General features: G+C 69.3%; 19 protein-coding genes. 8 read left to right on the top strand and 11 right to left on the bottom strand.

Features of this window, described 5'->3' with window-relative positions; all coding sequences use genetic code 11:
• The first annotated feature begins 50 nt into the window (after positions 1-50).
• The gene (locus HL658_RS19830; protein ID WP_180283990.1) at positions 51-2027 is read left to right on the top strand and encodes a DNA phosphorothioation-associated putative methyltransferase; all 1977 of its coding nucleotides are present in this window, start codon (positions 51-53) and stop codon (positions 2025-2027) included.
• A 747-nt stretch (positions 2028-2774) separates the two neighbouring features.
• Here HL658_RS19830 and HL658_RS19825 read toward each other — a convergent pair.
• Positions 2775-3161, bottom strand: coding sequence for a hypothetical protein (locus HL658_RS19825; RefSeq protein ID WP_180283991.1), 387 nt, complete (start codon positions 3159-3161; stop codon positions 2775-2777).
• 898 nt (positions 3162-4059) lie between these two features.
• Between HL658_RS19825 and HL658_RS19820 the strand changes: the two genes are divergently transcribed.
• From HL658_RS19820 to HL658_RS19805, 4 genes are all read left to right on the top strand, one after another.
• Complete coding sequence (locus tag HL658_RS19820) at positions 4060-4302, top strand: DUF1127 domain-containing protein (RefSeq protein WP_246337722.1); 243 nt, start codon at positions 4060-4062, stop codon at positions 4300-4302.
• Positions 4303-4375: 73 nt separating this feature from the next.
• Positions 4376-5173 (top strand): PhzF family phenazine biosynthesis protein, encoded by a 798-nt coding sequence (locus HL658_RS19815; RefSeq protein ID WP_180283992.1) that lies wholly within the window; start codon positions 4376-4378, stop codon positions 5171-5173.
• Positions 5154-5645, top strand: coding sequence for a GNAT family N-acetyltransferase (locus HL658_RS19810; RefSeq protein ID WP_180283993.1), 492 nt, complete (start codon positions 5154-5156; stop codon positions 5643-5645). The genes HL658_RS19815 and HL658_RS19810 overlap by 20 nt, the downstream gene beginning before the upstream one ends.
• 14 nt (positions 5646-5659) lie before the next feature.
• Positions 5660-6115: a MaoC family dehydratase gene (locus HL658_RS19805; protein ID WP_180283994.1), complete on the top strand. Its 456-nt coding sequence runs from the start codon at positions 5660-5662 to the stop codon at positions 6113-6115.
• Between the two features lie 173 nt (positions 6116-6288).
• Here the strand turns inward: HL658_RS19805 and HL658_RS19800 are convergent, their stop codons facing one another.
• Both HL658_RS19800 and HL658_RS19795 read right to left on the bottom strand, forming a co-directional pair.
• Positions 6289-7179 (bottom strand): 2-keto-4-pentenoate hydratase, encoded by an 891-nt coding sequence (locus HL658_RS19800; RefSeq protein ID WP_180283995.1) that lies wholly within the window; start codon positions 7177-7179, stop codon positions 6289-6291.
• Between the two features lie 88 nt (positions 7180-7267).
• Positions 7268-8974 carry a hypothetical protein gene (locus HL658_RS19795; RefSeq protein WP_180283996.1) on the bottom strand — a complete coding sequence of 569 codons (1707 nt, stop codon included), beginning with the start codon at positions 8972-8974 and terminating at the stop codon, positions 7268-7270.
• Between the two features lie 121 nt (positions 8975-9095).
• Between HL658_RS19795 and HL658_RS19790 the strand changes: the two genes are divergently transcribed.
• On the top strand, positions 9096-9344 hold the full coding sequence (locus HL658_RS19790) for a DUF1272 domain-containing protein (protein WP_180283997.1): 249 nt from the start codon (positions 9096-9098) through the stop codon (positions 9342-9344).
• Between the two features lie 61 nt (positions 9345-9405).
• Here the strand turns inward: HL658_RS19790 and HL658_RS19785 are convergent, their stop codons facing one another.
• Entirely contained in the window at positions 9406-11028 is a 1623-nt protein-coding gene (locus HL658_RS19785; protein WP_180283998.1) for an ABC transporter ATP-binding protein, read from the bottom strand.
• Between the two features lie 144 nt (positions 11029-11172).
• On the opposite strand from HL658_RS19785, the gene HL658_RS19780 reads away from it, so the two are divergent.
• Positions 11173-11532 carry a response regulator gene (locus HL658_RS19780; RefSeq protein WP_180283999.1) on the top strand — a complete coding sequence of 120 codons (360 nt, stop codon included), beginning with the start codon at positions 11173-11175 and terminating at the stop codon, positions 11530-11532.
• A 16-nt stretch (positions 11533-11548) separates the two neighbouring features.
• Positions 11549-12169 (top strand): chemotaxis protein, encoded by a 621-nt coding sequence (locus HL658_RS19775; RefSeq protein ID WP_180284000.1) that lies wholly within the window; start codon positions 11549-11551, stop codon positions 12167-12169.
• Positions 12170-12239: 70 nt separating this feature from the next.
• On the opposite strand, the gene HL658_RS19770 is transcribed toward HL658_RS19775, so the two are convergent.
• The 7 genes from HL658_RS19770 to HL658_RS19740 all read right to left on the bottom strand — a co-directional run bounded on the left by HL658_RS19770 (position 12240) and on the right by HL658_RS19740 (position 18632).
• Entirely contained in the window at positions 12240-13418 is a 1179-nt protein-coding gene (locus HL658_RS19770) for a PP2C family protein-serine/threonine phosphatase (protein ID WP_180284001.1), read from the bottom strand.
• A gap of 25 nt (positions 13419-13443) precedes the next feature.
• Positions 13444-14643 carry a response regulator gene (locus tag HL658_RS19765; RefSeq protein ID WP_180284002.1) on the bottom strand — a complete coding sequence of 400 codons (1200 nt, stop codon included), beginning with the start codon at positions 14641-14643 and terminating at the stop codon, positions 13444-13446.
• 8 nt (positions 14644-14651) lie between these two features.
• Positions 14652-15323: an ATP-binding protein gene (locus tag HL658_RS19760; RefSeq protein ID WP_180284168.1), complete on the bottom strand. Its 672-nt coding sequence runs from the start codon at positions 15321-15323 to the stop codon at positions 14652-14654.
• A 64-nt stretch (positions 15324-15387) separates the two neighbouring features.
• Positions 15388-15693: an STAS domain-containing protein gene (locus HL658_RS19755; RefSeq protein ID WP_180284003.1), complete on the bottom strand. Its 306-nt coding sequence runs from the start codon at positions 15691-15693 to the stop codon at positions 15388-15390.
• Positions 15694-15747: 54 nt separating this feature from the next.
• Positions 15748-16929: a methyl-accepting chemotaxis protein gene (locus HL658_RS38055; protein WP_343055219.1), complete on the bottom strand. Its 1182-nt coding sequence runs from the start codon at positions 16927-16929 to the stop codon at positions 15748-15750.
• A complete protein-coding gene (locus HL658_RS19745) occupies positions 16926-17990 on the bottom strand; it encodes a protein-glutamate methylesterase/protein-glutamine glutaminase (protein ID WP_180284004.1) in 1065 nt (354 codons plus the stop codon). The genes HL658_RS38055 and HL658_RS19745 overlap by 4 nt, the downstream gene beginning before the upstream one ends.
• A 3-nt stretch (positions 17991-17993) precedes the next feature.
• Complete coding sequence (locus tag HL658_RS19740; RefSeq protein WP_180284005.1) at positions 17994-18632, bottom strand: chemotaxis protein; 639 nt, start codon at positions 18630-18632, stop codon at positions 17994-17996.

The following is an 18632-nucleotide window of genomic DNA, read 5'->3' as shown; positions in this document are numbered from 1 at the left end:
GTGGCATAATGCGCCGGACGGCGGGTGGTCGGTGTTCCGGAGGGACGTGTATGGCGGAGGGTGGCGGGCTTCCGGGGAAGCGTGTCGGTCGGTCGGTGTACCTGTACCGGACCACCCTAGATGCGCTTCCCGGGATCGCGCGGGAGGCGGTGTCCGCCGCGGCACGAGCGGCGGGATGGGACGCGTGGAATGTCGTCCGCGTCGATGACGGCGGGCGGGTGTCCCTGCTGGAGTACGAGTCCTTCGATGACGTGCCGTTCCCGGCCCTGCTGGAGTCGCGTTTGGTGGACGCCGAGGGACGGGTCGCCCGCCGCGACTACCGGGCGTCGGCCAACCCGCCGATCCTCCACCGCAAAGAACTCCTCCTTCCGGCGGGCCATCCACGTGCCGCCGAGTTCGCCGCGCTGACCGCCCGACTGGAGGCCAGGGGACTGTTCGACGATGCGAACCGTATCGGCACGCGCGAGGCTTGGAAGGCCAGGCTGCGGGATGCCGGCATCGTCCTTGACGGCCATGCCGTCGCGGCTCTGGACGATCCAAAACGGGCGCCTTCGGTCGCGCGCCACAAGACCGCCATCGCGCGGCAGAAGCTGTCCGTGCCCGTGCAGGCCCTTGTACGGGCCGGGATCGTCATCGAGGGGTGCAGCGTCTTCGACTACGGGTGCGGTCGCGGGGACGACGTCGCCGCCCTCGCGTTGGCCGGCGTGGAGGCGAGCGGCTGGGACCCGCATTGGCGTCCGGACGCGGAGATCGCCGAGGCCGACGTGGTCAACCTCGGCTTCGTCCTGAACGTGATCGAGCGGCCCGAGGAGCGGGTGGAGACGGCAAGGAAGGCGTATGCGCTGGCGCGCGTGTGCCTGTGCGTCGGCGTCATGCTGGTCGGCAAGGGCAGCGTGGTCGGCCTCCGGCGCCTCGGGGACGGGTACGTGTCCAACCGCGGCACGTTCCAGAAGTACTTCACCCAGGCCGAGGCCAAGGGGCTTCTGGAGCGGGCGCTCGGTCTGGAGGCCATCGCCGCGGCCCCCGGCGTCTTCTTCGTCTTCAAGGACAAAATCGAGGAGCAGAGGTTCCTGGCGCGGAGGCATCGTCAGGTCAGGGACGTTTCCGCCCTCATCCGCGCCGTCCCGCCGCCCCGGCCCCGGCCGTCCAAGGCCGAGCGGGTTCCCCGTCAGCCGCGGCTCACCTTGGCGGAACGGCATCGCGACGTCCTCGCGGCCTTGTGGGGGGCCGCGCTCGACCTGGGCCGAATGCCGACGCCAGAGGAACTTCCGGCGGGGGTGTCGGAGGCGGTCATGGGTGGGATCGGGACCATTCGGCGGGCGTTCGGCATGGCCGAGGGGCTGTTCGGCGGCGAGGGCGACCTCAGTCGGGCGCGGGACGCCCGGACGGCCGACCTTACCGTCTACTTCGCCTTGAACCTGTTCAACAGGCGGCAGGCATACGGCGAGTTGCCGCCGGAACTCCAGCGGGACGTGAAGGCGTTCTTCGGTTCCCTCAAGGACGCGGAGACCGCCGGACGGGAGCTCCTCTTCTCGCTGGGTCGGCCCGAGACGGTCGGGGCCGCGTGCCGCGAGGCGGCGGCCTTGGGGCTGGGCCATCTTGACGGCGACCATTCTCTGCTCTTGGACGCCCGGCTCGCTGACCGCCTGCCCGCGCCGCTTCGCGCCTACATCGGCTGTGCAGAGAAGCTCTACGGTTCGGTGGACGGGGCCGACGTGCTGAAGATCCACATCGGCTCCGGCAAGCTGACGCTGCTGCGCTACGACGGCTACGCGGACAGGCCGCTCCCCCGGCTGGTCGAGCGCGTCAAGATCAGGCTCAGGGACGTCGATTGGGACGAATTCGCCTACGGCGACGGCGAACAGGAGCGCGTCCTAGTGATGAAGTCGCTCCTCATGGCCCCGGACTTGCCGGGCTACGCCAAGCAAGTCGAGTTCGATAAAAGGATCAAGAAGGTAATGCCGAACGTGGCCGGGCCAATTGACATTCCTGGGGCGGAGATAGAACTTCGCCTTGAACTCCACTGAATACCACTTAAAATTGTATGTTTTCGGACTCATCTTTTCCGTCGGGCGAACCAAGCTTATCTAACTGTCCGGGAAACGGGGAGAAAGATTAGAGAAAGCTTAGCCAAATCCAGTGTCTGGCCTCCATATCTTTGACGGTGATCGCTCAGATCCTCAGCCTCAAGCTTTGACACGCATCCGACGGGCCCTGATCCACTCGGCTCAGGCCGGCGGGCATACATGCACAAGCGGATCTGCTGCCGGTTCGGGCTCACGGCGTCGATCTGCCGGCCTACGTTCTCCACAAGCCCAGCGGGCTGGCTGAATGCCGTGCCGTCGCGTGCCGTCGGCCGATCTCTCGACAGCTATGCCTTTCTGGATCAGCATGTTTTCCGGATACGGATGCTGCCAAGCTTAAGGGCCGCGACCAACGCAGGGGGAATCAATGATGCCATCGGACGGGAAAGGCGGCGGCATGTATGCCGCCAACCTTATGGCTCTGACAGGACTGTCCGTCGTCAAGGGACTGCTCACCGCCCCGGATTTTTCGGCTTGCCGACAGGAGGCCGCCGTACTCGCCGGGGAGGTGTCCAAGCTGTGCCACGGCTGCATCCGAGACGCTTGCCGCGGCGATCTCGATGTCCGGTTGGTGGAGGCTGAGCTAGCCGCCATCCGTGAGCGGGCCTGCCACGACGATCTGGCTACATTGCGTGATCGGTTCATCAGCGAAATGCGGTTGCATCTCCATCGCTGTTCTGCTCGGTCCTGTTAGGGATCGCCAGCGACGCCGATCCGCTCGCGGATCGCGCCAAGCTGGTCTGCGGGACAGCAGGCCAGAAACGACTGCGCATCCAAATGGACGGCGATTGCGAACACCTCGACATAGTCTTCAAAGTCGAGAGAAGTCGCCCGATTTGTGAACATCTGGAGAGCGGCTGCCGGAATAATGCGTCCTTCTCCAATCGCGTTCAGATGGCGAGCGACGCGCGCCTCCTTGATTATTGCATCGTCGTAGCGGAAGGTCGCACGCTCTCGGAACGCATCGAGTGTCAGTTCTACCGATGCTTCGAAATCGACCCACCCCCGCTCATGGTACTCTTTGGTCATTTCGAATCGGATAATACCGCCGTCTGGCAGATTGACTTCAAGTGGCATGGCAGGATCCCCAAGCGGTAAGTTCTGGATGGGCCAATTTGTGACCACGTAAGGAGTCTTCCATAGCATGAGATTGTCTATGATAGAAACGACGGCGTTCGCTTGCGCTTGACCTCGATTAGGCGCACCGCTTTCTGAGCACCCGTCGGAGGTTTTGATCGTTCTTGGGCGGGAATGTCGTGCCGCTGGTGGCTCCTTCCATAGGACGGTGGGCAAATTGGCTGCGCTGGTGCTGTCGGCGTCAAGCCGACCATCCGACCACTCGTCCTGTGGGGAATTTACCTTGCGAAGGCCGCCAAATCCGCTCTCCTTCCGCCATCCACTGGATGGTCAGCGTCCTCCTTGCGCCCGTTCCATGGCCCCCGCGGTTCGGTTGAGCGACCCGTCGGCCTTCCCGCCAAGCTCCGAGGCCGCAGCCATTCGGCACGCCGAAAAAAGAAAATAACGCCATTCCGACCGTTTCGGCCGTCTCACCATATGCGGTGACGGGATCGCAGGGCTCCGAACTCAGGTATGGCGGCCGGGTAGTGCGCTGACTCATTCAGAAGGTACGGGCAGCCTGTCGAGGTTGGCGTGGCTGTCCCACCGATCGGACTGCATTGTCTCCTGAGCTTACAGGCATTGTCACTGATCCCCAAACGGAGGGGCGCGAGCAGGTTGCGCTGGGACGGAGAATCCGGACTCTCGCCAATTCTGTCGCGGAATCTCAACATCTCTGTCGCTGTCTCATGAATCCTGTCGCGGCACAGAAGGAGCGGTGTGATCTCCGGGATACATCCGTAGTCGGAATTGTAATGGTGACAATGTCCCGATTGACCGGGGAAATTGTATCCCTATCCTTGGGATTGTTCAGGGCGCAGACGCGTGTGCACCGCCCGTTGACCCAAGGAGAACGATGATGAGCGCCAACGAGATGGTCCGTCCGACCGGTTCCAGCCCGTCGACCAGCCCGGTTCCCGTCCGTGTGATGGCCGCCATCGCCCGCCCCGTCTGGGTCCTGGCGGAATCGCTGCTGGACTGGCATGGCCGGTGGAAGCAGCGGCAGGCGCTGTTGTCGCTCGACGACCATCTGCTGAAGGACATCGGCGTCAGCCGGCTCGACGCCGACCACGAGGCCCGCAAGCCGTTCTGGCGCGGGTGATCCGTGCAAGGGACGGGGTCCGGCCCCCGTCCCCTTCCGCCTGAGCCGTCCGCTTGCCGAGGAACAGCACCCCATGCGCCTGCCCATCTATCAGGTCGATGCCTTCACCGATTCCGTGTTCGGCGGCAACCCGGCGGCGGTCGTGCCGTTGGAGCGCTGGCTGCCCGATCCGCTGCTGACCGCCATCGCGGCGGAGAACAACCTGTCGGAGACGGCCTTCCTGGTGCCGGCCGGCGATGGGTTCGAGCTGCGCTGGTTCACCCCGACCGTGGAGGTGGATCTGTGCGGCCACGCCACGCTCGCCAGCGCCTTCGTGGTGCGCGCGCTGCTCCGGCCGGGGCTGGGCCGCGTCGCATTCACCACCCGCAAGGCCGGCACCCTGACCGTGGAGCAGGAGGGTGACCGACTGGTGCTGGATTTCCCCAGCCGTCCGCCCGGCCCGGTCGATGCCGACCCCGCCCTGTTCCCCGGCCTGGGCGGTGCGGCGCCGCTGGAGGTGCTGGCGGCGCGCGACTACCTCGTCCTCTACCCGGACGAGGCGGCTGTGCGCGCGCTGGAGCCGGATTTCCGCATCCTGAACCACCTCGATCGTGCGGTGATCGTCACCGCGCCGGGCAGCGGCGGGGTCGATTTCGTCTCGCGCTTCTTCGCGCCGACGCACGGGATCGACGAGGACCCGGTGACGGGCTCCGCCCACTGCACGCTCGTTCCCTACTGGGCCAAGCGTCTCGGCCGGGCGCGGCTGGAGGCACGTCAGATTTCGCGCCGCGGCGGTGCCCTGTCCTGCGAGCTGGCGGGCGACCGGGTGCGCATGGCCGGCGGTGCGGCGCTCTATCTGGAAGGCGTCATCCATGTCCCCGACGCCGGCTGAGGCCGGGCCGCTGCGCATCCTACCGGCGGACGGGCCGGCCGACCTGGGCGAGGTGCGGGCGCTTATGGAAGAGTATTGGGCGGCCTTCGACCTGTCGCCCTGCTTCCAGGGCTTCGCGCAGGAACTGGCGGAGCTTCCCGGCGCCTACGCGCCGCCGGCCGGCGCGCTGCTGCTGGCACGCGTCGGGGACGCCGTGGCCGGGGTGGTGGCCTTGCGTCCAATGGCCCCGGACGGGAACGAGGACGGTGCGGGGGAGATGAAGCGCCTCTACGTCCGTCCCGCCTTCCGTGGTCGCGGCATCGCGCGGAAACTGGTCGCGGCGGTCGTGGCGGAGGCACGCGGCCGCGGTTACCGCATCCTGCGCCTGGACACGCTGGACAGGATGGCCGCGGCCCGTCAACTCTACGCCCAACTGGGGTTCGCCGCGGGCGCCGAGATCGACGGCGTGCTGCATTACGAATTCCCGCTGTAGAGGCGGAGGGATGGATGGGACGCAGCTTCGAGGAATTCCGGCCGGGTGACGTGATCGAGACCGAAGGCTGCACGCTGACCGAGTCGCAGATCATCGACTTCGCCATGCGTTTCGATCCGCAGCCCTTCCACATCGACGCGGTGGCGGCGGCGGAGGGGCCCTTCGCCGGGCTGATCGCCAGCGGCTTCCACACGCTGTCCCTGTCCTTCCGGCTGCTGCGCGACACCGGGGTGATCACCGGCACCAGCGTCGGCGGCTCCGGCGGGGACGAGCTGCGCTGGTGGAAGCCGGTGCGGCCCGGAGACACGCTGCGCGTGCGCGCGGAAGTGCTGGAGTGCACGCCGTCGCGCCGCGGCGACCGCGGCACCGTGAGGTTGCGTTACGAGACGCTGAACCAGCATGGCGAGGTGGTGATGAGCATCATCCTCAACCACCTCATCGCCTGCCGCCCGCCCGCCCCGCCGGCGTGACGGGGCGGCACCCCGGCCTTATACCATCAGCGTAGAGCCTGACACATCAGGCTCTACGCTCCCCTCATACGGCGGGCGCGGCCATCCGGCCGCTTGCCTTCGCGGGCATGAGCCCGCGGGGCCGCGGTCGCGTCCCTCCGTCGAGCGTAAGTCAGGACTTACGCTCGACGGTATCACTCGAACCGCACCGACACCGTGGGCGTGCCCGGCAGCCCCTCGTAGCGGACGGTCACCGACTGCCCCGCCTTGGGCGGCGTCAGCGGGGTGAAGGAGCCGAGGCTCAGCAGGTCGCCGGGCTTCAGCGTCACCCCGCCCTCGGCGAGGTCGCCCAGCAGCCACAGCGCGGCGTTCAGCGGGTGGCCCAGCGTGGCCTCCCCCGTCGCCTCGGCCAGGGTGGCACCATCCTCCCCGGAGGCGATGATGCGCACGGTGCGCAGCGCCTCCATGGTGGCCGCCGTCGGCTCCAGCGGCACCTCGGCGCCGACCACGCCATAGCGGGCGGCGACGTTGATGGCGGTCAGCACCACCCCGTTCATCGGCGCCGCGCTGGCGATGGCAAGGTCGGGCAGCTCGATGAAGGGGCGCATGGCGGAGATGTGGCGCAGCAGCTCCTCCGCCGTGGTGGCCTCGTTGATGCCGGCGTCCTTGACGACCAGCAGCATGTCGGCCTCCCACAGCGGGCGGGCGCCGAAGGCGGCGGGCAGGGCGGCGCCGTTCTCCAGCAGCATGCCGTCCAGCAGCGTGCCGCGCACCGGCGCATCGGTGTTGAAACGCTGCTGCGTCGGTTTGCTGGTCAGCCCGGCCTTGTAGCCGACGATCCGTCCCAGCTCCGGGGCCAACGACTCGATCAGCCGGTCGCGGGTGCAGCCGGCCAGCCGTGGCGACAGGTCGGGGGGCGGAGCGGGTGCGGCCACGCGCTGCTTCCAGGCCGGCAGGAAGTCCTTCACCAGCGACTCGATCCGCGCCTTCGTCTCCGGGTCCTCGGGGCAGGGTGCCGCCAGGGCACCGCCGGTGAGGGTGCTCAGGGCCGCCGTGACGAGCAGGACGGACAGGGTGCGACGCATGGCTTCCGACTCCCCAGATTGACATTGTCACGGATCATCGGCGATGCGGCGGCGCCCGGGCAAGCCGCCAGATGGGCGTGTGCCGCGGCTACCGGAACCCCGCCTGCCCCAGCAGCTTGTAGAAGTCGCGCAGCGCCTTCTGCTGGAGGATGGGGTCGGCGATGTCGGCGACATAGGCGTGCTCGAAGTTCGGCTGCCGCAGATGGTTGACCACCCGCTGGCGGACGATGGCGAGCGCCTTGCGGCTTTGCAGGGTGCCGGGGGAACAGAGCTGCATCAGGCGGTTCGCGCGGTGCCGCAGCAGGTCGGTGGGGTTGTCCAGCCGCTCCACCACCTTGGTGCCGACGATGTAGGTGACCAACAGACCGTCGATCGCGTCGGACACGTCGTTGCGCATCGGCTCCGGCAGGGGCGAGGCCGACACCTCCCCGTAGAGCGCGGTCAGCGCCTCCAGGTTCTCCTTGATCGGGTGGCCGGCCTTCACGAAGCGCGCGAGCGCCCCCGGCCCGGTGGTCAGCTCGGCGAGCTGGGCGGCGATGTCCTGGCGGTGCTGGCGCCCGATCTCGGACTGGGTGAGGGCGATCAGGAAGCGCACGCGGTCCTTGCCGTCCTCGATGCGGCCGGTCACCTCGACGATGGCCTGTCGCCGCCCGGTGGCGCCGCCGGCCTCCAGGAAGCGCATGTAGCGCTGGACCAGCGCCTCGGCCATGCTGCCGCCGCCGACCACGCCCTGTGGCGTGGCCGTCCGCGCCAGCACGATGTCGAAGGCGTCGCGCTCGGCCGACGGGTCGCGGCGCTGCAGGGGGGCGGTGCCCTTGAGCTGCCGGCGCACCAGGTCGAGAACGGCGCCGCGGGTCTCCTCCAGGTCGTGGAAGGCCAGCAGCTCGCTGACCCGCAGTGCCCGGTCGTCCTCGCCGCGGTCACCGGGATCGAGCCGGCCGCGCGACAGGTCGATCAGATTGCACAGCGCCTCGCCGAGCCCGCTCTGCATGCCCAGCAGCTCCTGCGCGACCGAGGGGGCGACCATCACGTCGGCCATCGCCCCGTCGAGCAGGGCCAGCGGTTCGCCCCCGGCACCACCGTCCTGCTGCACCAGCTCGCCCAGGAAATCGAGCTTGGCGAACCAGTTGCGCATCTGCACGAGGTCGCGCGACAGCACCACCTTGCCCAGGAAGGCGCGCTCCTCCGGCTCCTCCCCGGACAGGCGCTCGATGGCTTCGGCGAAGCCCGCGGCGCCGATTTCCGGCAGATCGTTGCGCTGGCCGGCCAGCCGCGCCCGTTCCGTCATCCGGTTGACGGCGTCGTAGATCTCGTCGCGGCGGGTGCGGCCGTCCATGCCCGCCTTCTCCGCCTGCAGGGCGGCGATGCGGCCGACCGCCAACGGCACGAGATTGTCCTTGTCCAGCAGCCGTTTGAGTTCGCCGTGGTTGTGCAGGATCTCGGTGGGGGTGACGACCAGCCGTTCCGTGTAGTTGCGCAGGATGCGCGTCATCATCATGCGGCTGTCGGCGGCGTAATAATCGGGCAGGGCCGTGCAGACCTGCGGCGCCTCGTCGACCGGGGCGACGGTCATCGCCTTGGTGGCGGCGCGGAACTCCGTGTGGATTTCGGTCTCGACGTGGCGGCCGTCGATGCGTGTCCAGTCCTTGACGACGCGGATGCCTTCGGCGCGGGCGGCGGAGAGCAGGGACGACCCGTGCCGGCGCGCCTCGTCCTCTGTGGGGAAGACCGCGCTCAGCACCCAATGGTCGGTCTTGTAGACCTGAACCTCGAATTGCAGACCCCCGCGCAGCATCCCGCCGTCCTTAATGCCGCACCCTCGCAACATTCGAAGAATTCCATTGTTATCCCCCAAAATTCAACGAAAATGTTTCGATCTGAAACGGATTGCCGACTCGGTGCGACGGAGGACGGACATGCTGGAACTGCGGCCGGGCTGTGAATGCTGCGACGTCGATCTGCCGCCGGACTCGCCCGACGCCAGGATCTGCAGCTTCGAATGCACCTTCTGCGCCGCCTGCGCCGGCGGCGTGCTGGGCGGTCGCTGCCCGAACTGCGGGGGCGAACTGGTGCGCCGCCCGGTCCGCCCGGCGGGTGCGCTGGCCCGCCATCCCGCATCGACGGTGCGGGTGGTCAAGGAACGGGGCTGCGTCGCGGCTTTTTGAGCTCGCGTGGCCTGAGCTGGCGTGGCCCGAGCGGGCGGGGCGGCGTCACATCCGCCCCCCCTCACATCCGAACGGCGTCGCCGCGCACCGCTTCCAGGTTCAGCGCGGCGGCCAGCAGGGCACGGGTGTAGTCCTCGCGCGGTGCCTCGAAGATGCGCCGGGTTTCACCCTGCTCCACGACCTTGCCGTCCTTCATGACGATCACCTGGCTGGACAGCGCCCGCACCACCCGCAGATCGTGGCTGATGAACAGGTAGGCGAGGTTGTGCCGGGCCTGCAGATCGCGCAGCAGGTCGACGATCTGCGCCTGGACCGACATGTCGAGCGCGCTGGTCGGCTCGTCCAGCACCATGAAGCGGGGTTTCAGCACCAGCGCGCGCGCGATGGCGATGCGCTGGCGCTGGCCGCCGGAGAATTCGTGCGGGTAGCGGTGGCGCGAATCCGGCTCCAGCCCGACCTCCTCCAGCACGGTGGCGACCATGCGGTCGCGCTCGGCCTGGGTGCCGATGCGGTGGATGCGCAGCCCCTCGCCGATGATCTGGCCGACCGACATGCGCGGGCTCAGGCTGCCGAACGGGTCCTGGAAGACCACCTGCATCTGCCGGCGCAGCGGGCGCAGCCGCTTCGGCGTCCAGCCCTGGATGTCCTTGCCGTCGAAGCGGATGGCGCCCTGGCTGGCGTGCAGGCGCAGCAGCGCCAGCCCCAGCGTGGTCTTGCCCGAGCCGGATTCGCCCACCACCCCCACCGTGTGCCCCTCGCGCACGCTGAGGCTCACCCCGTCCACCGCGCGGACATGGTCCACCACCCGGCGCAGCAGGCCCTTGCGGATGGGGAAATGCACCTTCAGCGCGTCGGCCGCCATCACCTCGGCCGCATCCTCCGGCGGGGTCAGGGGATTGCCGCGCGGCTCCGCGGCCAGCAGCTTGCGGGTGTAGGGGTGGCGCGGGCTGGCGAACAGGTCGGCGGTGGAGGCCCGCTCCACGATCTCCCCCTGGTTCATCACGCAGACGCTGTCGGCCATCTTGCGCACCACTCCCAGATCGTGGGTGATCAGCAGCAGCGCCATGCCGAAGCGCGCCTGGAGATCCTTCAGAAGCTCCAGGATCTGCGCCTGGATGGTGACGTCCAGCGCGGTGGTCGGCTCGTCGGCGATCAGCAGGTCCGGCTCGTTGGCGAGCGCCATGGCGATCATCACCCGCTGGCGCTGTCCGCCCGACAGCTCGTGCGGGTAGGCGCCGAGCCGGCGTTCGGCGTTGGGGATGCCGACCAGGCGCAGCAGCTCCAGCGTGCGCCGGCGCGCCGCGGCGCGGCCGAGCCCCTTGTGCAGGAACAGCGTCTCGTTGATCTGCCGCTCGATGGAGTGGAGCGGGTTCAGCGAGGTCATCGGCTCCTGGAAGATCATGGCGATGCGGTTGCCGCGCACGTCGCGCAGCACCGTCTCCTCCGCCGCCATCAGCTCGCGCTCCTGGAAGCGGATCGAGCCTGAGGGGTGGCGGGCCATGGGGTAGGGGAGGAGCTGGAGCACCGACAGCGCGGTCACCGATTTGCCGGAGCCCGATTCGCCGACCAGCGCCAGCGTCTCGCCGCGCGCAATGTCGAAGGACACGCCCCTCACCGCCGGAATCGTCCGTCCGCCGCTTCGGAACTCGACGGACAGATCGCGGACGGAGAGCAGTTCGGTCATTGACGCCTCGACCCCTGGGCTGTTCCTGCTGATATCGGTCGGGTCCGCCGGCCTGTCAAACGGTTTGCGGGCCATCGCTTGCCGGGGCGGGGCGCATTCGATAGAAGGAACGCACCGGTACGGACCCGTGCGGAAGGGCACTCCATGACCACCATCCTCGTCGTCGATGACAGCCGGCTGGCCCGCGACATGGTCGCCAGCGTCATCGGCGCGCTGCGGCCGGACTGGACCGTGATCGTCGCGACCGACGGCAAGGACGCCCTGGCGAAGGTGGAGGGGGCGGAGCCGCAGGCCGCCGTGCTCGACTTCAACATGCCGGGGATGGACGGGCTGGCGCTGGCCGAGATCCTGCGCGAGCGGTTCCCCGGCGCTCTGCTGGGCCTGCTGACCGCCAATGTGCAGGACGCGCTGCGGCGGCGGGCGGAGGCGGTGGGCTGCCGCTTCATCCCCAAGCCGGTGACCGCCGACAAGATGCGGGAGTTCTTCGCCGCGGCCGGCCTGTAGCGGCGGGGAGGGCCGGATGATGGAGGAGCTGTCGCCGGACGAAGCCGACGCCATCGTCGAGCTGTTCAACATCGGCATGGGGGCGACCGCCGAGAACCTCTCCACCCTGCTGGGGGAGGAGGTGGCCCTGTCCGTCCCCACCCTGCGCCTGACCAGCCGCCGCGCCATTGCCGCCGAGCTGGAGGCGGGTGCCGGCGCCGACCTGTGTTCGGTCAGCGAGACGGTCGCCGGCGCCTTCCGCGGCGAGGCCATGCTGCTGTTCCGCATCGGCGAGGGGCTGGCGCTCGCGCGCCGGCTGCTGCCCGACACGCCGGCGGACGCCGGGGCCGCGAATGGCGGGATCGGCGAGATCGAGCAGGACGCGCTGACCGAGATCGGCAACATCATCCTGAACGGCTGCCTCGCCAGCTTCGCCAACCTGATGGACGCGCCGGTTGACGGCGGGCTCCCCCGCTACCGCGCCGGCCCCGCCAGCCGCCTGATCGTGGGGGCCGACGATCCGTTGCTGTATGTCGGCATCGACGTGGCGCCGGCCCACGGTGGCGGTCGCGGGCGCGCCCTGTTCCTGCTGGACATCGCGTCGCTCGACGCCTTCCGCGCCGCCATGCGGCGGACTTTGGACAATCTCGGGCTGTAAGCCCGGGGGACAATCTCGGGCTGTAAGCCCGAGCCGATCCGGGGCTGTAAGCCCGGCCGCCGGGTCGCGGCTACCGCCGCGTCAGCAGCAGCAGCGTCAGATCGTCATCGACCGGACCCACCGCGTGCAGCGCGTCGCGCAGCCGGTCGAGCAGACGGGCGCCGTCCGGTTCCTCCATCAGCGGGGAGGCGAGCCGCGCCAGGCCCGGTTCGTCCAGCACATCCTCGCCCTGCGGAATCTCGATGGCGGCGTCGGAGTAGAGCAGCAGCCGGCCGCCGGGCGGCAGCGGCAGCGACCGCGTCTCGTAGCCGGCCGACGCCAGAAGGCCCAGCGGCAGCCCGCTTCCGTCGCCGGGCAGCGGCTCCGCGTCGCCCGGCAACCACACCATCGGTCGGGTCGAGCCGGCCGAGGCGTAATGGAAGCAGCCGGCCACCGGATCGACCACCCCCGCCAGGAGGGTGGCGAACTGGCCGCTGGGGAGCAGGCCGCACAGGCGACGGTTGATCGCCGACACGAAGGCGCCCGGCTCGAATCCGGCGAAATCCATGGGTTGGAGCATGGTGTGCAGGCGGAAGGTGTTGAGCGCCGCCCCCACCCCGTGGCCGGAGAAGTCCACGAGATAGACGATCAGTCGCCCGTCCCCGTCGCGCCTCAGGTCCCAGCAGTCGCCGCCGAGTTCGGAGGAGGGGGCGAAATGCGCGTCGATGGCGACACCGGTCTCCGCTTCCAGCGCGCGCCGGTGCTCCACGCTGGGCAGCAGCCGCCGCTGCATGGCGCGGGCCATGTCCAGCTCCGCCTCGGTGCGTCGGCGGAAGGTCCTGAGGCTGCCCAGCAGGCTGCGGTTCTGCAGGTGGATCCGCACGCGGGCCAGCAGCTCCATCGCGTTGATCGGCTTGGTCACATAGTCGGTGGCCCCGGCCGAGAAGGCGCGGGCGCGGTCCTCGGCGCGGCTGAGGCTGGATTGCACCAGAACGGGCACCTCGCGCCAGCGCGCGTCCTCGCGCAGACGGCGGCAGGTCTCGAAGCCGTCCATGTTCGGCATCATCAGGTCGAGCAGGATCAGGTCGGGCCGGAATTCGCCGATGCGCTCCAGCGCCTCCACGCCATCCCCGGCCATCTCCACATGGCGGATGCCGCCGCGGTCGAGCAGGGCGTGCAGCAGGTGGCGGTTCACCCGGTTGTCGTCCACCACCATCACCCGCGCGTCCGCGATGGTCCAGCTTTCCACGGTGCCGTCGGCCTCGCTCATCGGGGTGAACCTCCGTGCCGGGTGGTCAGGTCGGGTCCTGGCCGATCCAGACCAGCGAATGGTCGTCGTCGGGCACGTCGCGAAGCGTCTGATCGAGGCCATGGACGACGGCGGCGAAGGGGGTCTCGTGCAGCATGGAGCGCCGGACCAGCGTGCCGAGATGCTCCGGGGCGACGGTCCGCGTCAGCGCCTCGGACGGCAGGACCAGCGTCGCGCCCTCGGGGAAGGGCAGGCGGTGGTCCGGCCGGGCGCCGCCGTCGCCGCGGCCCACCGGCGCGCCGCCGCCGTCGCCGAACAGCAGCAGGCCGCCGCCGGCGGTGACGACCAGCGGGCTGGTTCCCGCCGCGGACACGTAGGAGAAGCTTCTGGCCGCCGGATCGACGACGCCGTAGAGCAGCCCCGTCACGCCGTCGGCGTCGGGCAGGTCGGCCGCGCGGCGGTTCAGTTCCGCCAGGAAGGTGGCGGGCGTGCCCGCCATGCCGGCCAGCTCGTGGATCAGCGTGTGCATGCGGAAGGCGGCCAGCGCCGCCGGCACGCCGCGGCCGGGCGTTTCCACCAGATAGACGCCGAGCCGGCCGCCGTCGAGCGGAAGCGCCCCCCACAGGCTGCCGCCCAAATCCGCCGCGAGACGCGCATGGCAGCAGACGCGCAGCCCCGAATGCCGGCGGAGCCGTTCCAGCGCCGCGGCGGAGGGCAGGAGATGGTCGTACATCGACGCGGCGATGGCGAACTCCGCCTCCACCCGCATCCGGTAGTGCCGGAGATCGCGGATCAGCACGCGGTTCTCCAGATGGATGCGCACGCGGGCCAGCAGCTCCATCCGGTCGATGGGCTTGGCGATCAGGTCCGTGGTGCCGACGGCGAAGGCCTTGTTGCGGTCCTCGGTGGAGGAAAGAGCCGTCTGCACCAGCACCGGCAGGTCGGCGTAGGCGTGGTCCGCGCGCAGCCGCCGGCACACCTCGAATCCGTCCATGCCGGGCATCATGATGTCGAGGATCACCAGATCCGGCGTGCGCCGCGCGATCTGTTCCAGCGCGTCGAACCCGTCCCTGGCGAAGGCGAGGTCGTTGAAGCCGGCCTCGCCCAGCAGGGCGCCGATCAGGGTCCGGTTGAACTCGGTGTCGTCGACCACGAGGATGTGGCAGGCGGTGATCCCCGGCACGTCCGGCCCGGCCGATGTCGCCTCCGGGACCTCCTCCCGGGTGCCGTCCCAACCCGCGGGCATGTCCGGGTTCACAGCGCGAATCTCATGCGGATGCGCCGGCCGCCGTCGAGCAGTTCATAAGATTCGGCGATGGTGGAGATGAGGCCGAGACCGCGGCCGGACGCCCCATGGCCGCCGCGGCCGTCCAGCTGGAATCCGCGACCTTCGTCCCCCACCTCGACGACGACGGCTCCATGCTCGAAATCCAGCACCACCTCGATCCGCCGGCGGGAAAAGACGGGATCGGCCAGGCGGACGGCGAGGTCGGACGAGAAGCGGTCGAGCGCCGCCATGCTCACGCCCTTCATTCCCTCCACCTGAAGGTTCCCATGCACCAGCGCGTTGCTCACCGCCTCGTGCAGGGCCAGTTCCAGGTCGTCGCGGCGGTGTTCCGACAGCGGGCGGCGGGCGTCGATGGCGGCCACGATGCGGCCGGCGAGATGCAGCTCGTTCGCGAGCCTCGTGGTCAGTGACAGGTAAAGGTCGTGCGTCTCCGCCAGCCGCACCGTGCGGCCCAACACCTCGTCGGACAGGCCGGTCACGTCGATCCAGGCGGTGCTGGGCGGCATCCACAGCGCCGGTGACGCCGCGTTCGGATCGTCGCTGCCGGAAAACAGCACCACGACGCTGGCGGACGGTGCCGGCGACCCGGTTCGCGGTGCCCACCGCGGCACCCCGCAGGCCGCAGCCACGATCCGCATGCGGTCGGGCGTCAGGCCGGGTCCATGGAGAGCGGTGGCGCCGGTGGACAAGGGGAGGCCCGCCTCAATCCTCGATGGTGACGATCTTGCCGAGCTGTGCCACCGTCAGCACCCGCTTGACCTGCCCCTGCGCTCCGCGCAGAACCAGCTTCTTGTCGGCGTTCCCCATCTCCTCGCGCGCGATCAGCAGCATGCCGATGCCGGCGGAATCGACGAATTCCAGCGATCCCAACTCCAGCACCTGCCGCTTCACCGGGTTCTGCAGCATCTCGCGGATCAGGGCACGCAGCTTCGCGTGGTCGTTGAAGGTGAGCCGGCCGCGCAGGGCCACGACCGCCTCCTGTTCCTTCAGCTCGATCCCGTAGTCCATGGCTCCGTATCCCCTTGTCCTCACGGCCTGAACGGGCCGCCAACTCCGCCGTTATCAGAACAACTCGATGTCGCCGCCCAGACTGTCGACGTGCGCCGCATCCACGTCAAGCGCCCCGTGCAGATCGAGAGCGGAGCCCTCCATCAGCAACTGGCGGACGAATCTTTGTCGCATATCGCTCAACTTGAACTGGCTGAGCAGCGAGTCCAGCCAGGCGTCGGGGGTGGTGATGCGCATGTCGGGAGGCAACTCCTGCCGCGTGCGCGTCTCCAGGTCGTTCAGCCCGGCCGCGATCACCGACAGGCTGTCGCCCACCGCCTCCAGCCGCTGCTTGGTCAGGTCCTGGAACTGCATGCCGGTGACCATGTGGCCGATGGTGGTCGACATCTCCTGCGACACCGCGGCCGCTTCCTCCAGCACGCTCTGGAAGCGGCCGGTCTGCATGACGATGCTGTCCATCGTCTTGTCCACCCGCTCCTTGGCCAGCATTTGCGGCGACATGTCGGTGTCGGCGATCTCGCGCAGGATCTCGTGGCCGTTGCGCACGCCGTTGACCACCGCGTCCACCTTGCTGCGCATCCGCTCGGCCAGCGCGCCGGTCGACTGCGAGAGGTGGCGGACCTCCTGCGCCACCACGGCGAAGGTCTTGCCCGCCTCGCCCGCGCGGCTCGCTTCGATGGTCGCGTTGAGCGCCAGGAAATTGGTCTGGCGGTTGATCGAATCGATGTCGGCGATGGAGGTCTCCAGCTCCGCCACATCCTTCTGCACGTCGTCCAGCAGATAGACCATGCTCATGGCGCGCTTGGAGAGCTGGACGATGTTGGCGATCATCTCGGCGATCATGGATTGCATGTGCACGACCACGTCGTCGAGCGGCACGCGTTCGTCGTCGATGCTGACGGAACCCGCCACCGAGACGATCTCCGCCACCCGCTGCGACTGCTCCAGCGCCTTTCCGGCCAGCTCCCGGAAGCGGCCGGACAGGTCGATGGTCGCCGATTCCACATGGCCGGACGTGCGTTCCAGTTCCGCGCGGATCGCGTCCAGCGTCCGGCGCTGCACGTCGGCGAAGCCCATCCAGGTGGCGAGCAGGTCGTAATCCACCACCAGCTGCTGCCCCTGGTGGGTGCCGTGCATCGCGTAGGGGACGCCTCCGGCCTCCGGCTCCGGGGCAACCGCCTCCGGCTTCGGGGCAACGGCCGGCGGCGTGCGGGAGAACCAGTTGAGAGCAATCACGCGTTTCCTCCATTCGGGCGCGTCCGGTCGCCGCTCCGGTCGATGGCCCGCATCATTTCCGCCGGTATCTGCGCAAGCGGCAGTTCGACCGCCACCGCGCCGGCGTCTCGGGCCGCCCGCGGCATGCCGTACACCACGCAACTCGCCTCGGTCTCGCCGATGGTGAAGGCGCCGGCCTGCCGCATCGCCAGCATGCCCGCGGCCCCGTCCCGGCCCATGCCCGACAGGATGACGCCCACCGCGGCCGGGCCGGCGGAGCGGGCGACCGACTGGAACATCACGTCCACCGACGGGCGGTGCCCGCTGACCGCCGGCGTGTCCTGGATCTGGCAGACGTAGCCGAGAGCATCGCGGGCGATCACCAGATGCCGGTCGCCGGGGGCGATGAGAACGGTTCCGGCGGCCAGCCGTGCGCCCGCGGTGGCCACCCTGACCGACGGCAGGGACAGCTTGTCGAGCCGGGCGGCGAAGCTCGGCACGTAGCCGGGGCCCATGTGCTGGGTGACCACGATCGGCGGGCAGTCGGCCGGCATGGCCGACAGCACGTCGCGGATGCGTTCCACCCCACCGGTGGAGGCGCCGATCGCGATGAAGCGCTGGCCAGCGGAGGCCCGGCGCGGCACCGGCAGCGTGGTGGTCGGTGCCACCGGGCGGCGCATCGACAGGCGCGCGGTGGAGGCGATGCGGATCTTGGCCACCAGATCGGCCGCGAAATCGGACAGATCGGCCCCGTCGGGCTTGGCGACGCAGTCGATGGCGCCGAGCTCCAGCGCGCGGATGGTGGCGTCGGCCCCCTCCTGCGTCAGGCTGGAGACCATCACCACCGGGGTCGGCCGGAGCGTCATGATCTTTTCCAGGAAGGACAGACCGTCCATGCGCGGCATCTCGACATCGAGCGTGACCACGTCCGGGTTGCTGGCCTTGATCAGCTCGCGCGCCTCGAACGGGTCGCGGGCGGTGCCCGCCACCTCCATGTCCGGCTCGTGCGACAGGATGTCCTTCAGCATTTCCCGCATGAGGGTGCTGTCGTCGACGACCACCACCCGGATCCGTCTGGGCATCGGTCAGTCCTTTCCGAACAGTTCGACCGCGCCGTCCATCGGCCGCCGCTGCAACTCGTCGCGGAAGCGCAGCTCCTGGCCCACGGTCTCCGACAGGGCCTCCGGCCGCAGCATCTTGCGCAGCGCCCGCCCGCTGTGCGGAAACCAGTGGACCCGCCGGGCCGACAGACCCCCCAGATCCTTGCCGGTCAGGGCGATCCCCTCGCGTTCGAGATAGGAGAGCGCGAAGCCGGCGTTGCGGGCGCCCACGTCGAGGCTCGATTCGATGACGCGGGCCCCGCCGAACAGCTTGGCCTCCAGCCGGTCGCGTCGGCCGCCATGGGCCAGGATGGTGTTGATCAGCCGCTCCATGGCGACGGAACCGTAGCGCGCCGCGGCATCGTCGTCGCGCCGGTCGCTGGCCGGCACTTCGGGCAGCAGGAAATGGTTCATGCCGCCGATCCCCGCCACCGGGTCCCACAGGCAGGCGGCGACGCAGCTTCCCAGCGTGGTGACCATCATCACGTCCGGCCGGTCGCTGACGAGATGGCTGCCCAGGAAGACCTTGAGCGCGTGCGCCTGGAACTGCTGGTTGAAATAGCCGGACGTTCCACCTCCGGGTCGGGCGCGGACGACCGGGCGTCCGATGGTTCCGGGATTCAT

It is taken from the genome of Azospirillum oleiclasticum (genome assembly GCF_013423485.1).
In the GTDB taxonomy this organism is placed as follows: domain Bacteria; phylum Pseudomonadota; class Alphaproteobacteria; order Azospirillales; family Azospirillaceae; genus Azospirillum; species Azospirillum oleiclasticum.
This window is presented reverse-complemented; position numbering and strand designations above follow the sequence as displayed.